The 15,637-nt window shown below is 69.8% G+C and carries 14 protein-coding genes and 1 tRNA gene; 1 reads left to right on the top strand and 14 read right to left on the bottom strand.

Annotated elements, in window-relative coordinates:
- Positions 1-102: 102 nt before the first annotated feature.
- The 7 genes from rho to EKH77_RS22150 all read right to left on the bottom strand — a co-directional run bounded on the left by rho (position 103) and on the right by EKH77_RS22150 (position 9,120).
- Positions 103-2,130, bottom strand: a complete 2,028-nt coding sequence (gene rho / locus EKH77_RS22180; protein ID WP_126916077.1) for a transcription termination factor Rho — start codon at positions 2,128-2,130, stop codon at positions 103-105.
- Positions 2,131-2,571: 441 nt separating this feature from the next.
- Complete coding sequence (gene thrB, locus EKH77_RS22175; protein ID WP_126916076.1) at positions 2,572-3,486, bottom strand: homoserine kinase; 915 nt, start codon at positions 3,484-3,486, stop codon at positions 2,572-2,574.
- A 318-nt stretch (positions 3,487-3,804) separates the two neighbouring features.
- Entirely contained in the window at positions 3,805-4,896 is a 1,092-nt protein-coding gene (thrC, locus tag EKH77_RS22170) for a threonine synthase (protein ID WP_126916075.1), read from the bottom strand.
- Between the two features lie 48 nt (positions 4,897-4,944).
- The gene (locus tag EKH77_RS22165) at positions 4,945-6,237 is read right to left on the bottom strand and encodes a homoserine dehydrogenase (protein WP_126916074.1); all 1,293 of its coding nucleotides are present in this window, start codon (positions 6,235-6,237) and stop codon (positions 4,945-4,947) included.
- A gap of 128 nt (positions 6,238-6,365) precedes the next feature.
- Positions 6,366-7,757 (bottom strand): diaminopimelate decarboxylase, encoded by a 1,392-nt coding sequence (lysA, locus tag EKH77_RS22160; protein WP_126916073.1) that lies wholly within the window; start codon positions 7,755-7,757, stop codon positions 6,366-6,368.
- Positions 7,758-7,774: 17 nt separating this feature from the next.
- Positions 7,775-8,593, bottom strand: a complete 819-nt coding sequence (gene nrtL / locus EKH77_RS22155; RefSeq protein WP_126916072.1) for an ArgS-related anticodon-binding protein NrtL — start codon at positions 8,591-8,593, stop codon at positions 7,775-7,777.
- Positions 8,594-8,637: 44 nt separating this feature from the next.
- A complete protein-coding gene (locus EKH77_RS22150) occupies positions 8,638-9,120 on the bottom strand; it encodes a response regulator (protein ID WP_126916071.1) in 483 nt (160 codons plus the stop codon).
- 129 nt (positions 9,121-9,249) lie between these two features.
- Between EKH77_RS22150 and EKH77_RS22145 the strand changes: the two genes are divergently transcribed.
- Positions 9,250-9,321: transfer RNA gene (locus EKH77_RS22145), tRNA-Arg, on the top strand.
- A 142-nt stretch (positions 9,322-9,463) separates the two neighbouring features.
- Here EKH77_RS22145 and EKH77_RS33070 read toward each other — a convergent pair.
- The 7 genes from EKH77_RS33070 to ssb all read right to left on the bottom strand — a co-directional run bounded on the left by EKH77_RS33070 (position 9,464) and on the right by ssb (position 15,628).
- Complete coding sequence (locus EKH77_RS33070) at positions 9,464-9,616, bottom strand: hypothetical protein (RefSeq protein WP_164737841.1); 153 nt, start codon at positions 9,614-9,616, stop codon at positions 9,464-9,466.
- Positions 9,617-9,790: 174 nt separating this feature from the next.
- Positions 9,791-10,189, bottom strand: coding sequence for a hypothetical protein (locus EKH77_RS22140; protein ID WP_126916070.1), 399 nt, complete (start codon positions 10,187-10,189; stop codon positions 9,791-9,793).
- 272 nt (positions 10,190-10,461) lie between these two features.
- Positions 10,462-11,940 carry a tyrosine-type recombinase/integrase gene (locus EKH77_RS22135; RefSeq protein ID WP_126916069.1) on the bottom strand — a complete coding sequence of 493 codons (1,479 nt, stop codon included), beginning with the start codon at positions 11,938-11,940 and terminating at the stop codon, positions 10,462-10,464.
- Complete coding sequence (locus EKH77_RS22130) at positions 11,937-12,128, bottom strand: helix-turn-helix transcriptional regulator (protein WP_126916068.1); 192 nt, start codon at positions 12,126-12,128, stop codon at positions 11,937-11,939. Before EKH77_RS22130 ends, EKH77_RS22135 begins: the two co-directional genes overlap by 4 nt.
- Positions 12,129-12,426: 298 nt before the next feature.
- Positions 12,427-13,971: a YfjI family protein gene (locus EKH77_RS22125; protein WP_126916067.1), complete on the bottom strand. Its 1,545-nt coding sequence runs from the start codon at positions 13,969-13,971 to the stop codon at positions 12,427-12,429.
- A 163-nt stretch (positions 13,972-14,134) separates the two neighbouring features.
- The gene (locus EKH77_RS22120) at positions 14,135-15,070 is read right to left on the bottom strand and encodes a bifunctional DNA primase/polymerase (protein WP_126916066.1); all 936 of its coding nucleotides are present in this window, start codon (positions 15,068-15,070) and stop codon (positions 14,135-14,137) included.
- 93 nt (positions 15,071-15,163) lie between these two features.
- Positions 15,164-15,628: a single-stranded DNA-binding protein gene (gene ssb, locus EKH77_RS22115; RefSeq protein WP_126916065.1), complete on the bottom strand. Its 465-nt coding sequence runs from the start codon at positions 15,626-15,628 to the stop codon at positions 15,164-15,166.
- Between the last annotated feature and the right edge of the window lie 9 nt (positions 15,629-15,637).

Below are 15,637 nucleotides of genomic sequence, written 5' to 3'. Positions count from 1 at the left end.
AAAAGGTCACGGGAAGATCACAAAAAACGGAACCTCCCTCGTCACGAAGGTGACGGGGGAGGTTCCGCGGGCCCGTGAGGCCCTGACGGCGGTCGCCGAGGATCAGTCGTTGCCGTTGGCCGGCGACGGCGTGGTCTTGGCGATCTGCATCAGGAACTCGGCGTTGGACTTCGTCTGCTTCATCTTGTCGAGGAGCAGCTCGATGGCCTGCTGCGAGTCCAGCGCGTGGAGCACCCGGCGGAGCTTCCAGACGATGGACAGCTCCTCGCCGCCCAGCAGGATCTCCTCCTTGCGGGTGCTGGAGGCGTCCACGTCCACGGCCGGGAAGATGCGCTTGTCCGAGAGCTTCCGGTCGAGCTTGAGCTCCATGTTGCCGGTGCCCTTGAACTCCTCGAAGATCACCTCGTCCATCCGCGAGCCGGTCTCGACCAGCGCGGTGGCCAGGATGGTCAGCGAGCCGCCGTCCTCGATGTTGCGCGCGGCACCGAAGAACTTCTTCGGCGGGTAGAGGGCCGTGGAGTCGACGCCACCGGACAGGATGCGGCCCGAGGCCGGGGCGGCCAGGTTGTACGCGCGACCCAGGCGGGTGATCGAGTCCAGCAGGACGACCACGTCGTGACCCAGCTCCACGAGGCGCTTGGCGCGCTCGATGGCCAGCTCGGCGACCGTGGTGTGGTCCTCGGCGGGGCGGTCGAAGGTCGAGGAGATGACCTCGCCCTTGACCGACCGCTGCATGTCGGTGACCTCTTCCGGACGCTCGTCGACCAGGACGACCATCAGGTGGCACTCGGGGTTGTTGGTGGTGATCGCGTTGGCGATCGCCTGCATGATCATGGTCTTGCCGGTCTTCGGCGGGGCCACGATCAGACCGCGCTGGCCCTTGCCGATGGGGGCGACCAGGTCGATGATGCGGGTCGTCAGCACGCCCGGGTCCGTCTCCAGCCGCATACGGTCCTGCGGGTAGAGCGGGGTGAGCTTGCCGAACTCGGGGCGGCCGCGGCCGGTCTCGGGCGCCATGCCGTTGACCGAGTCCAGGCGGACGAGCGCGTTGAACTTCTCGCGGCGCTCGCCGTCCTTCGGCTGCCGGACCGCGCCGGTGACGTGGTCGCCCTTGCGCAGGCCGTTCTTGCGGACCTGGGCCAGGGAGACGTAGACGTCGTTCGGGCCCGGCAGGTAGCCGGAGGTCCGGATGAAGGCGTAGTTGTCGAGGATGTCGAGGATGCCCGCGACGGGGATCAGCACGTCGTCGTCGGCGACCTGCGGCTCACCGGCGCCGAACTCCTCACGGCCACGACGGCCACGACGGTCGCGGTAGCGGCCGCGACGGCCACGACGGCCACCGTCGAAGTCGTCCTCGTCCTGCGGGCCGCCCTGGGGGCCGCGGTCGCCGCGCTGCTGCTGCTGACGGCCCGCGCCCTGCTGGCCGGCGTCGCCCTCGCGGTTGCCACGGCGGTCGCGCTCACGGCGCTCCCCGCGCTCACCGCGCTCGCCACGCTCACGGCGCTCGCCCTTCTGGCCGCGCTCGGCACGGTCCTGGCGCTCGCCCTTGGCCTTGCCCTCGGCGGTGTCGACGGCGGCCTCGGCCTTGGCCTCGGCGCGCTCCTCGACGCGGACCTCGGCCTTGACCTCGGTACGGGCCTCGGCGGCGGCCTGCTCGGGGCTGCCCGCGGGGGCGGTGGCACGCCGACGACGGCGCTCACCGGCCGGGGCCTCGTCCCCACCCGGCTGGCCCGGGATCTCGATCTGCTGCTGGGCAGCCTTCTCGGCGGGCTTCTCGGCCGCGGCCTCGCCCGTACGGGCACGGGAGGTCGCACGGCGCTTCGGCTTGGCCTCGGCCGCCGCCGCGGCGGCCTCGGTCTTGGCGGGCGCGGCGGCGCCGGCCTGCCTCTCCTTGATGACCTCGATCAGCTGGCCTTTGCGCATCCGCGCGGTGCCCTTGATGCCGAGGCCGGAAGCGAGCTGCTGGAGCTCGGCCAGGACCATGGCGTCGAGGCCGGTGCCCGAGCGGCGCCGCTTGGGGGCGGTGGCAGCACCGGTGGCGGGCGCGGCGGGAGCGTCCGTGGCGGGCGCGGAGGCATTGCCGACGGAGCTGTCGGCGTTCACGCCCATCAGATCGGTGGTGTCGCTCACGAAGGGGTCCTTCCCTGGAGCGGGCGTCGGCCTGTCTTGGCTCGGCGACCGGTTGTGCTGTCCGGCTGCGGTCCTTCGTCGCGGACCGGGCCGGGGCGGTGGTCCGCCGGTTGTCACGGCGGAAGAAATCAGTGCGTTGCTACCGGCGTGAAGAATGAGGGAAGGGCACGACATAACGCTTCACTCATGTCGCCCACGCCGATTCCGGAGCGTGCTCGAAACTGCTCAGGCAGGCTGCTCAGGCAGTTGGGGAGGCTCCCGGAAGAAAAGCGGTCCCTGATCGGGACACAGAGCACCGAGCCGATGTGGCTTCGGGTGCAGACTTGAGGTTAACACTACCGGATCCCACGAACATTCCCCCTCTCCAAGACCGGCAATCGTGTTTTTTTCCTGGCCCGGGACACCCCCTGGACGCCCCGGGCGCCGCTTTTTCGCCGCTGGTCAGGCGAGCGGCAGCACGCTCGTCCCCCCGGAGTCGAGGGCCAGGCGGTTCGCCGCCCATCCCTCGCCCGCCAGCCGTGCGACCTTGTCGGCCGCACCGTCCTCGACCAGCGCGAGCACCGTGGGGCCCGCGCCGGAGATGACCGCGGGGACGCCGTCCGCCCGCAGTCGGTTGACCAGGGCCACGCTCTCCGGCATCGCCGGAGCGCGGTACTCCTGGTGGAGCCGGTCCTCGGTGGCCGGCAGCAGCAGCTCGGGACGCCTGGTCAGGGCCTCGACGAGGAGTGCGGCACGCCCGGCGTTGGCGGCCGCGTCCACATGGGGGACGCTGCGCGGCAACAGGCCCCGCGCGGTCTCCGTGAGCACGGCGGCCGACGGTACGAAGACCACCGGAACGATGGAATCCGCCGGGTCCATCCGAATGGCCCGCGCCACCCCCGATTCCATCCAGGCGAGGGTGAACCCGCCCAGCAGACAGGCCGCGACGTTGTCCGGGTGGCCCTCGATCTCGGTGGCCAGCTCCAGCATGGCCGCGTCGTCGAGCTTCTCGGCCCCGCCTATGGTCACCGCGCGGGCGGCGACGATGCCCGCGCAGATGGCGGCGGAGGAGGAGCCGAGACCCCGGCCGTGCGGAATGCGGTTGGCGCAGACGACCTCCAGGCCGCGCGGCTGGCCGCCGAGCAGGTCGAAGGTGGTGCGCAGGGACCGTACGAGCAGGTGACTCTCGTCGCGCGGGAGGGTTTCGGCGCCCTCACCGGCGATGTCGATGTGGAGCCCCGATTCCGCCACCCGGACCACGACATCGTCGTAGAGACCCAGGGACAGGCCGAGGGCGTCGAAGCCGGGACCGAGATTGGCGCTGGTGGCGGGGGTGCGCACTCGGACGGCGGCGGCGCGGAAGGCGGGACCGGCCATCGCTCGATGACTCTCCTTGGTGTGGCCGTGGTTGATGGCATGCGACATCCGCAAGGGCCGCGACAGCGATACCGCGTGGGGACGGCACGGTCAGCGACGGGGCGGAGTGAACACAGCCTATCGAAGGAAGGTTCAGTGGCGACATAGGGCGCACAGGAGGCGCACGATGCGTGTCGCACTGCTACCTGTGCATCTGTCGGTTATGCACAAGGTGTGGGCAATCGTTCCGCAGGGCTGGGGGCACCTCCCAGCGGTAGCTGGGGGGGTGGGCACACCGGAACACCGGCCCGCACCACACCCGCCCGCCCCCACCGGGCGTCAGACGAGCCCGAGCTCCCGCGCAGCGACCCCGGCATCCACCGGAACGGTAAGCGGCTGCGGCGCCCCCGCCACCGCCCAGTCAGGATCCTTGAGCCCGTTCCCGGTGACCGTACACACGATCTTCTGCCCAGGATCGACGAGCCCCAGCTCGGCGGCCTTGAGCAGCCCGGCGACCGACGCCGCGGACGCCGGCTCGACGAAAACGCCCTCCCGCGACGCCAACATCCGGTAGGCCGCGAGAATCTGTCGGTCGGTCACTTCGTCGATCAGCCCACCGGACTCGTCCCGCGCGGCCTCCGCGTACTGCCAGGACGCCGGGTTGCCGATCCGGATGGCCGTGGCGATGGTGTGCGGCTCCTTCACCGGCTCGCCCCGCACGATGGGCGCGGAACCGGAAGCCTGGAATCCCCACATCCGCGGGTTGTGCGTCGAGACCTTGTCGGCCGCGTACTCGCGGTATCCACGCCAGTAGGCCGTGATGTTGCCCGCGTTGCCCACGGGAAGCACATGAATGTCCGGGGCGTCGCCCAGCGCGTCCACGATCTCGAACGCGGCCGTCTTCTGCCCCTCGATGCGCACCGGGTTGACCGAATTCACCAGCGCCACGGGGTAGTTCTCGGAGAGCCCGCGCGCCAGCGTCAGGCAGTCGTCGAAGTTGCCGTCGACCTGGAGGATGCGGGCGCCGTGGACGAGCGCCTGCCCCATCTTCCCCAGGGCGATCTTGCCCTGGGGCACCAGGACGGCGCAGACCATGCCGGCCCGTACGGCGTAGGCGGCGGCGGAGGCGGAGGTGTTGCCCGTGGAGGCGCAGATGACCGCGCGCGCTCCCTCTTCCTTCGCCCGGGTGATGGCCATGGTCATGCCGCGGTCCTTGAAGGACCCGGTGGGGTTGGCGCCCTCGACCTTGAGGTGGACCTCGCAGCCCGTGAGCTCGGAGAGCACCTGGGCGGGGACGAGCGGGGTGCCGCCCTCCCGCAGGGTGACGACGGGGGTGTCGGCGGTGACCGGAAGACGGTCGCGGTATTCCTCGATGATGCCGCGCCACTGGTGGGTGCCGGAGGCGGCGGGACGGCTGTTGTTGGCAGACATTGCTCTCGTTATCCCTTGTTCCCTGCTTCGCCTGACGCCTTGCTCGCCTTACTCACCCTCGACCCGCATGATGCTGGCCACGTCGCGCACCGTGTCCAGCTTGCGGAGGGCCTCGACCGTGGCCGACAGGGCCGCGTCGGTGGCCCGGTGGGTGACGACGACGAGGGATGCCTCGCCGTCCTTGCCCTGCTGGCGGACCGTGTCGATGGAGACGCCGTGCTCGGCGAAGACCGTGGCGACCTGGGCCAGCACACCCGGCTTGTCGGCCACGTCGAGGCTGATGTGGTAGCGGGTGACCACCTCGCCCATGGCGGAGACCGGCAGGCGCGTGTAGGCGGACTCGCCGGGGCCGGTGGCCTCGGCGACCTTGTTGCGGCAGACGGCGACGAGGTCGCCGAGGACGGCGGAGGCGGTCGGCGCGCCGCCCGCGCCCGGGCCGTAGAACATCAGCTGGCCGGCCGCGTCCGCCTCGATGAAGACGGCGTTGTAGGCCTCGCGCACCGACGCCAGCGGGTGGGTCAGCGGGATCATCGCGGGGTGGACGCGGGCGGAGACGGACTTCCCGTCGGCGGCCCGCTCGCAGATGGCGAGGAGCTTGATGGTGCAGCCCATCTGCTTCGCGGAGGCGAAGTCCGCGGCGGTGACCTCCGTCATGCCCTCGCGATGGACGTCGTCCAGCCGCACCCGGGTGTGGAAGGCGATGCCGGCGAGGATCGCGGCCTTCGCGGCGGCGTCGAAGCCCTCGACGTCGGCGGTCGGGTCGGCCTCGGCGTAGCCGAGCGCGGTGGCCTCGTCGAGCGCCTCGGAGTAGCCCGCGCCGCTCGAGTCCATCTTGTCGAGGATGAAGTTGGTGGTGCCGTTGACGATGCCGAGCACCCGGTTGACCCGGTCGCCGGCGAGGGACTCGCGCAGCGGCCGGACCAGCGGGATGGCGCCGGCGACGGCCGCCTCGTAGTAGAGGTCCACGCCATGCCGCTCGGCGGCGGCGTGCAGGGCGGCGCCGTCCTGCGCGAGGAGCGCCTTGTTGGCGGAGACGACGCCGGCGCCGTGCTCGAAGGCGGTGGTGATGAGGGAGCGCGCGGGCTCGATGCCGCCGATGACCTCGATGACGACGTCGATGTCGCCGCGTTTGACGAGGGCGGTGGCGTCGGTGGTGATCAGCTCCTGCGGCACCCCTTCGCGAACCCGGTCGGGACGGCGCACGGCGATGCCGACGAGCTCGACGGGCGCCCCGATGCGCTGCGCGAGGTCGTCCGCGTGCGTCGTCATGATGCGCGTCACCTCAGAGCCGACGACTCCACAGCCCAGCAGCGCCACCTTCAGCGGACGCGTACGCATCATCCGACCTCGTTTCTCAATACACCTTTGGTTGACCCACAGTCTCACCCACTGGACGGGGAATGCCTCCCCGTCCAGTATCCGAGACCGATGTCACCCAGGATTTTTTCTTCTGTTTCCGGTTTTTTTCGTCAGCCGACGTCGAGACGGAGGAGGTCCTCCTCCGTCTCCCGCCGGACGATCACTCGCGCCCCGCCGTCCCGGACGGCGACGACCGGGGGGCGCAGCGCGTGGTTGTAGTTGCTCGCCATGGAGCGGCAGTAGGCGCCGGTGGCGGGGACGGCGAGGAGGTCACCGGGGGCCACGTCGGCGGGGAGGAAGGCGTCCCGTACGACGATGTCGCCGCTCTCGCAGTGCTTGCCGACGACGCGGGAGAGCATCGGTTCGGCAGTGGAGACGCGGGAGACGAGGGCGACGGAGTAGTCGGCGTCGTAGAGCGCGGTGCGGATGTTGTCGGACATGCCGCCGTCGACGCTGACGTACGTCCGCAGTCCGGGCAGTTCCTTGGTGGTGCCGACCTCGTAGAGCGTGAAGGCGGTGGGGCCGACGATGGCGCGGCCGGGCTCGACGGAGATCCGGGGCACGGCGAGCCCGGCGGCGCCGCACTCGCGGGTGACGATCTCGCGCAGGGCGACGGCGATCTCGTGCGGCTCGCGCGGGTCGTCGTCGGCGGTGTAGGCGATGCCGAGGCCGCCGCCGAGGTCGATCTCGGGCAGCTCGACGCCGTGCTCGTCGCGGACCTGCCGCAGGAGCCCGACGACGCGGTGGGCGGCGACCTCGAAGCCGGAGGTGTCGAAGATCTGCGAGCCGATGTGGGAGTGGATGCCGAGGAGCTCCAGCCCGTCGAGCTTGAGCGCCCTGCGCACGGCCTCGGCGGCCTGCCCGCCGGCCAGCGGGATCCCGAACTTCTGGTCCTCGTGGGCGGTGGCGATGAACTCGTGGGTGTGCGCCTCGACGCCGACCGTCACCCGGATCAGCACGCCCTGGCGCTTGCCGAGCCGCTCGGCGATGTGCGCGACGCGCACGATCTCCTGGAAGGAGTCGACGACGATCCGGCCCACGCCGGCGTCGACGGCGCGGGTGATCTCGTCGGTGGACTTGTTGTTGCCGTGGAGGGCGATGCGCTCGGCGGGCATCCCGGCGTCGAGCGCGGTGGCGAGCTCGCCGCCGGAGCAGACGTCGAGGTTGAGGTTCTCCTCGTGCAGCCAGCGGACGACGGCGCGGGAGAGGAACGCCTTCCCGGCGTAGAAGACATCGGCGTCGGGCCCGAAGGCGTCCCGCCAGGCGCGGCACCGCGCCCGGAAGTCGTCCTCGTCGAGGATGTAGGCGGGCGTGCCGAACTCCTCGGCGAGCCGCTTGACGTCCATCCCACCGACGGTGACGACGCCGTCGTCGCCACGGGCGACGGTCCGGGACCAGACGCGGGGGTCGAGCTCGTTGAGGTCGGTGGGCGGCGCCACGTAGTGACCCTCGGGAAGGACGTCGGCGTAGCGGGGCCCGGCGGGGTGGGCGGAACGGCTCATGACTGGCGATCCCCTTGTTACAGGTGTGCGGGTGCGGTGATGCCGAGCTGGGTCAGGCCGTTGGCCAGCACCTTGCCCGTGGCCTCGGCGAGGGCCAGGCGGGCGCGGTGAACGGCCAAGGGTTTCTCGTCCCCACGGGGCAGGACGGGGCAGGCGGCCTGCCATTTCAGGAAGGCCTCGGCGGTCCGCTCGAGATGCCGGGCGAGCCGTTCGGGGGCGCGGGCGGCACTGACGCGCGCGTGGTCGGCGAGGGCGCCGAGGAGGGGGCCGGAACTGCTGTCGACGGCCCCGGGAAGCGCGTCGAACCCGAGGTCGTGCGCATTGCGCGAGAGCGCCCGGGCCCGGGCATGGGCGTACCGGACGCGAAAGAGCGGATTGCTGTCCTTCTGCACAAGCAACAGGGACCGGTCGAGACCGGGGGGAGAGACCGCGCTCCACCGAGCGGCGTCACCACCGAGCCGGGCGACCTCTGCTACGCGCGGCGACAGCGGCAACGAATCCTGCTCATACTCCGCCGCGAACACCTCCCGAACGATCTCCTCGCCCGAGGCACCGGCGCCGTCGAGGGTGATGTTGAGGAAGCCGGGGCCGGCGATGTCGACGCGGGCGATGCCGGACTGGGCGAGGAGCCGGCGCCGGAGCACTCCGGCGATCTCCCGGGCGTCACCGCCGGCCTTGGCGAGCTGGAGGGCGACGTTGGTGGCGTAGTCGCCACAGCCGGGATGGGGGGGCACCCGCACACTGACCCGCTCCGGCACGGGCACGCGCAGCTCGTCGTCCTCGACGGCGCGGCGCACGGTGTGCAACACGGTGCGGGACAGATCGGCGGGGGTCACAGGGCAAGCCTAGGGGAGAAGGTGCCTCGGTCCGCGAACCGGTTTCACCCTGCGGGACGGACGACGGACTCGGCGTCCCCCGGCGCCCCCTCCGCCTCCACCTCCGGCCACCCCACCAGCCTCCGCACGAGCCGCACCATCTCGGCCGGCTCGAACGGCTTGGCCAGGAACGCGTCCGCCCCGGCGGACCAGCCGCTCTCGATCTCATAGGGGGTGCAGGCGCTGATGATCGCGATCGGAATGTCCCGCGTCCGCGCGTCGGCCCGTAGCCGGGCGGCCGTGTTCAGCCCGTCGAGCCGGGGCATCACGACATCCAGGGTCACCGCATCGGGCCGCACCCGGTGCACGATCTCCAGACACTCGGCACCATCGGCCGCGGTCACGACCTCAAAGCCCTCCAGCTCGAGGTTGACCCTGATCAACTGCCGGATGACCTTGTTGTCGTCCACAACAAGGACCCGGCCGGACAAGCCAGGCACAACCCGAGAGTAGGCGCGCTCCCGCCCCCGCGTCCGGGTTTTCCCCACTTCCACCCCTCCCGAGCGACCGCCCCCTCCCCTCCTCCCACCCCTTTTCGATCAAGGTTGCAGGACACCCTCCAGAAGCTGGTAGTGTTCTACCCGTCGCCGCGAGCGAAACCGCGAACCGGCCGACACGCCCCCGTAGCTCAGGGGATAGAGCAACGGCCTCCGGAGCCGTGTGCGCAGGTTCGAATCCTGCCGGGGGCACTTTGCAGCAACCAGCGTCGTAGGGCGGCTGACCTGCAGGAGTGCCGTAAATGAAGCCCCGGACTCAGTCTCTCTGAGTCCGGGGCTTTATCGTTGTCGGTCACTGGCCACGCGTGAGTGGCGCGTGGACCCGCACCTGCCATCAGGCAGCCACAGGAGGCTCTGGCCGCACGGAGAGCTTGATCTCCCGCTCCTCGCCAGCCTCCACCGCATGACGGAGGTCTTCCAGGCCTTCCTCTTCCACTTCCACCGAAATACCTTCGCCGTGAGCAGCGTCTGTCAGCTCTGCGTCCACGAAGGAGGGCCCCGGGGAAGTTGCAGCGCCCGGCGAAGAAGGCGGCTCCGGAGGCGCCGCCGCCCCCGATACCTCGAACACACGACGCCCGTTCCACCAAGCTGACGCGATAGTCCACAGGCAGACGACTCCGGCAAGCGTCGTACCCACAGCGATGAAGACGAGCAACATGATTCACCAACCCGTCGCTAGAAGAACGGCCGCCGTGCCACAGCAGACCGACCAAGTAAATACGACGCTACACAAGAAGAGGATAAAGCCGTCAGGGTCGACAACGGATTTACTTTGTGTGTAGGAGACGTAGCGCGCCGCATACCCCAGCATGCCCAGGGCCGCAGCGAAAACGGTCATGCAAAAGACACGCTGCTGAGCCCGCTGCCGCTCCTGACGCAGCTGCTTGCCGTATAGCTCGACGGCTCCCCCGAGCATGACGACAGTCCCCGCGAGAAGGAACTCAGGGCCACCGAAGACATGCGCATAGCGGACAGGGTCGCCATTGAATGCCGCCCAGACGAGAGGTGCACCCACCGCCCCAAGGGAGACAGCCACCACCCCAACGCCCCACTGCTCCATGCGGAGGCGAACTCCATCCGAGGACGGCTTGAGCTCTACCTGTCCGTTTCCTCCGACACCATGCGAGTTCCCGACCACGAGAAGCCCTCCTCTCGCGATTCCCCTTCACTTGCTTGAAGTGCTTTGCGGCACGAAGGCGACTACTTCGATTTTATCGTGACATCAGCAGGGCGCATCCTGTCTGTGAACGACATACCAATAGGCCTCAGCCTTGTCACTCGCACAGACCTCCTGCGTCTAATCATCTTGCCCGGCACAGATATAACAGCCGATCAGTCACCCGTCGCCCAACCCATCACCTTTTCGATCTTCTTGTTGTTGTCCTCCTCGCTGTCGTCCAAGCAGCCCACGTAGTTCCGGTGAATGACCTCCGGTGAGTTGCCAGCGCGCCGGGCCACCTCGGCAACCGGGAGCCCGGCTCGTAGCCAATTGGTAATGCAGGTAGACCGAAGGTCGTACGGGCGGCGCCCGAGAGATGACGCCACTTTGTCCGGCGGGAGCGCCAGCTCCCTGGCTTCCTGCCAGACGCGCCAATAGCTGGAGCTCCCGAGCAGCCCGCCGCGCTCGTTGGCAAAGATCCGGCCGTCCTTGGCGACGCCGAATTCCGCGATGTGCTGGCGGAGAAGCGCGACCAGCACCGGAGGTATCGGCACGGGGCGGTCGGCAGCCACGTCCCGCGACTTGAGCCCGCGCTTGTCGTGGCGCTCGCCGGAGTCCGTCCACTTCTTCCCTGCGACCGGGCGCGTCTCCTTCAGGGTGATCGTGCCCCATCCGGTCTCGGGTAAGAAGCACTGGGATTCCTTCAGGCTGACCGCCTCCGCCGGCCGTGTGGCCGCGTAGAGCATGCAGCCGAAGAACGGCACGAGACGTCGGCCGCGGTTTCGGTAGACGGAGCCGACGTATGAAACAGCTACGAGCAGTTGCCTCCCCTGCACCTCATTCACCAGGACCCGAGGATCAACCACACCGCTCGCGGAAGATTCCGAACGCTTAATCCCTTCCAGCGGATTCGCGTCGAGGTAGCCCTCCTGTATCGCATACTCCATGGCCGTGTTGAATCCGCGACGTCGACGCCGGTAGGTCTCCTTGGCGGCCGGGCTGTTGTCCAGCTTGAAAGAGAGCCGATAGTGCACGTCTCTCACGACGCTGGACTCCAACAGGGCTGAAAGCCGAAGAGACCGCGCTTCGAGCCACGCGCAAGCGGCGCGCAGTCCCTGCGGGGGCTCCTCGTCCTTGTGTGCGGGGACGACGGCCCAGCGCATCGCCCGCCGCACCTCCTCGGGCGTCGGGGCCTTGGGCCCCTCCCCCGCCATCGCCAGGGCGACCGTGGAGAGACTGTCCGCCAGCCCCTCCCGAGTCTTCGCCGCCGCGGTCCGCCAGCGAACCGCCACGTACTCACGGGAGAAGTCCCACCAGTTCGGATCCAGCCTGGCGTCGGCTTCCGCCTTCTCGGCCGCAGCCCGCAACTCGGACTCGGGGAGCCCGCTCTCCGTGTCGAAAGCCTCGCCTCGCCGCATGGCCTGCCACAGCTCCGAACGACGGCTGTCGGCGAGCGTGGAGGTGGAGAAGCTGGCCGTCTTCACCTTGCCGGCCACCGTCCAGCGGAGCTGATACGGGGCCCTCTTGCTCCGGACCTTGCTGATCTTCCACAAGCGCACATCAGTGGAAAGGATGGGCTCTGGTACTTCCGGCCCGGGCGGGCGCCCGCCGGTGCGGGCGCCCTGGGTTTCGCTGTTCTTGCGGTAGGTCACGCGTTCTCTTCCATCTCGGCCCACCAGCGGTTCAGCTCCGAACGCTTGATGCGGATCTGTCCGTTCGGGAGCTTGCAGGACTTGGGGCCCTTCTTGAGCTGTCGCCAGCGGTAGAAGGTGGAGCGCGGAACCCGTATCTCCGCGATCACTTCGTCAATGGTCAGGTTCTCGTCCAACGGCTTGGGCACCGGTTCTCCTCGTGTTCCGAGCGGTGAAGGCGGGGCGAATCGCTGACAGAACTGACAGAACCTGGCTCACAAGCCCGTGACCTGCTGTTTTGACGTTTGATTGGGTCGTGACAGAACTCGCGAAAACTCTGACAGAACCTCCTGGAGGGGAGTTCTGTCACGCCGGGGCCGTCAGTGGGCGCCGGGGTTCTGTCAGAGTTTCCGGAGGTTTTGTCACAGCCCTTGGTACGGCTGTTTCCGCAGGTCGGAGGCTTGCGGCGGGGGTTCTGTCAGTTCTGTCAGCCCAATGGGGGTTCTGTCAGACGCCCTGGGCGAGGCGGGGGTGGGTCTCATACCGGGGGGATGGTGGCCGGCCGCCACGTCCGGTGCGCGGGGGCGGGGGCTGCTGGCGGAGCCAGCCGTGTTCCTCCAGCAGGGCGAGGGCTGGGTCGAGGTCGGCCATGGCGGGGAAGTCGCCGCGGGAGAGCTGCCGGAACAGCTCGCGTTTGGTGAACGTGGCCGACCGGGAGTCCCGGAGGTGGGTGAGGACCTGGTGGGCGGCTTCCTGGGCCGGGTCGGCGCTCATGGCGTCGAAGACGTGCTGGGCGTGGGCGGTGAAGTAGTCGCCGAGGCGGGTCGCGGCGGAGAGGGTGGTGGCCTCGATCGGGCGGGTCCAGCCGTTCTCCGGGTGGGTGGCCAGGTGGAGTAGCCCGGCGATGCGGGCGACGGCTCCGTCGCGCTTGCTGGCCCACTTGACGATCGCGGCGAGTGGGCCGCCCTTGCCGATCCGGGACTCGGTGACCTTCTGGTAGGCGAGCATCACCGCGTCGGCCTCGGGGGTCAGGGTCAACAGGGCGGGATCGGTCCAGCCGTTCATGGCCATGGCCAGGCCGCCGAGGCGGCGGGTGTAGGTCTCGGCGACGTCGTCGGGGATGAGGTCGGGAGTGAGGTTGCGTCTGCCGACCAGGGATTCGGGCTGGGCGTAGAGGAAGCGAGCGAGGAGCCCACGGCCGTCGGCGCCCTTGATCTGCCCGATGGACTCCAGGACTTCGGGCTGGACGGCCAGGCCCATGGTGACGGCGGGGTGGTCGATGTGCTGGGCGTCGCGGCCCTGGCGGTTGACCCGGACCATGTCGCCCGCATGGCCCTTGAGGAAGACCTCCATGTTGGGGGCGCCGCTGTAGCGTCCGGCGATGATGTCGAAGATGCCGCCCTCCGGGGAGAGGACGGAGATGCGTCCTTCCTGCTCGGCGAGGAGGGTGGCGAGGTTCTCGGGGGTGACGTCGTCGGCCACAAGCTGGGGCTTGGAGGGAATGGTGATCTCTTCGGCGGCTTGGGCTAGGGCGATGGCGTCGGCGGTGAGCTGGTCGCGCATGCTCGGATCGCCGTTGGCGGCTTTGGCGGCGGCCTTGTCGGCGGCGGCCTTTGCGAGGCGCGCGGTGGTCTCGGCCTCGGCCCGCACGGGGCCAGCGAGCTCCATGAGGGTCTTCTCCGCTGCCAGGAGCGGTTCGGTCATCAGGGAGAACACGGCGGACTTGCGATTGCCGGGGTCGAGAGCGACGGCCGTGTAGATGTTGACCGGTTCGCGCCAGCGGCCTCGCACGCAGACGACCGCCCGGCCGCCGGCGGCGGTGGCGATGACGGCCAAAGCCAGGCATCCGGCGAGGTCGGCCGGGGTCTGGGTCTCCTCAGCGACCGCAGCCACCATGGCGGCCAGCCAGTCGGGCAGGGCGTCAACGGGGAAGCCGGGCAGATCCGGGCGGATGCCGAGCGGGACCGGTTCGTCCCAGACGGGGCCGGTCACCTCCTCGGCGGTGATGGCGTCGAATCCCGCCCACAGGTCGGTGTCGGGCTGGGCGGTCATGCGGCTGTCTTCCTTTCCTGCACGTCAGAACGAAGAGCTGAAAGGACGCCCTGACGGGCGACGACCTTAAAGGCGCCCACGGCCGCCTGGCGTTCAGCTTGTACGGCGGCTTGAGACCGGCTCATGGGGAGGTGGAAGAGACCACCCCCGCGCTCCTGGGGCGTCATGCCGCACCCCGCCGTTCGGCGCCGAATCCGCGGGCCACGGCCCGCTGGGCGTAGGGCTCGGGGACGCCGACGGACACGGCCGCGTCCACGATCCGCTGGCCCAAGGCGGCCAGTCCACAGGGGCCAGGGCACCGGCGATGCTGGGCAGCGAGGAAGGACGCGACCCCGAACGCCTGTGAGGCAGCTCCGGATTCGGTGCGAGCTCGCACCAGGGCCAGTCCCTTCTCCAGACCGGCTCGGACGTAGGTCTCGGTGTGCCGGCAGCCGGTGGCGACGGTCAGGTCCCAGGCGGCGCGCTCCGGCGACGAGCGGTTCGCGCTTCCCGGGGCGGGGGTGGTTTCTTCCCTTTCCGCGAGGGCGCGAACGGCCGGCGGCAGGTCGGCCATGGTGCCGGTGCCGGGCCCGAGCCAGCGGGCGTAGGCCATGAGGGACTTGATATCCACGCCGGGCTGCACGCCATTGGCCGACGGCATCACCCCGAGGTAGACCCAGTGCTCCCCGCGAGCTGTGGGCACGACGCGGGTCGGCGGCAGGGACTCGCGCGCCCACACCACGGCTTCCGGGCTGTCGAGGTCCACGACGGTCAGTCCGGCCCCGCCGGGGTGGTAGGCCACCGCTACAGCCTGGCGCCACGTCGGCGTCCACGCAGGCGAGGTGATCACCGTGGAGTCGGTGGTGGCGGCTGCCCAGCCATGGCAGACGGCGGGGCACTGGCAAGGGCCCGGGGTCTTCATGTTGGGCCGCCCGCCACAAGCGCAGCGGGCGCAGGACCGGCAGTTCCCGAACGGCAGTTTGCCCTCTCGGAGTGGCAGCACCGGGATACCGGACTCCGCCAGGGCCAACGCGGTTCGCAGGTGGTCGCCACCGGTCGCATGGATTCCGTCGGCTAACAGCCGGGGGCGGGATCGCGGGATGGGGCCGACTTCGGGCATGCTGGGGGTTCTCCTGTTCTGTCCTTCGGGCGGGATGGGGAGGCCGAGGCGGCGGTGTGTCCTTGCAGGGGAGTGCCGCCGCCTCGGGCGTATCTAGAACGGGGGCTCGTCGGCCTTCGCGCCGCTGCCCGTCTCGGGTTCACTGGTGACGGCGTTCCACGGGTCGCTGCTCGTTGCAGGCGCGGTACGGGTGCCCTTGCCCTCGATCGAGACGTTGGTGAAGCGCAGGCTGGCGCCGATGTCGTCGACCTCCACGACGAGCATGGAGCGCTTCTCGCCCTCGGGGGTCTGCCAGTCGTGCTGGCGGATGCGGCCCGAGGCGACGACGCGCGAGCCTTTCGGTAGTGATCCGGCGATGTGTTCGGCCAGGGTGCGCCAGGCCGCGCAGCGGAAGAACGTGGACGTGCCGTCCTTCCACTGATTGCTCTCACGGTCGAAGGTCCGGGGCGTGGAGGCGATCGTGAACCGCGCGAGCGCTTGCCCGGAGGCCGTGTACTTCAGCTCCGGTTCGCCGGTCAGATTGCCGATCACGGTGATCGGGGTCTCTCCGAACGACATGCTGATCTC

Source organism: Streptomyces luteoverticillatus (assembly GCF_003970715.1).
Classification (GTDB): domain Bacteria; phylum Actinomycetota; class Actinomycetes; order Streptomycetales; family Streptomycetaceae; genus Streptomyces; species Streptomyces abikoensis.
This window is presented reverse-complemented; position numbering and strand designations above follow the sequence as displayed.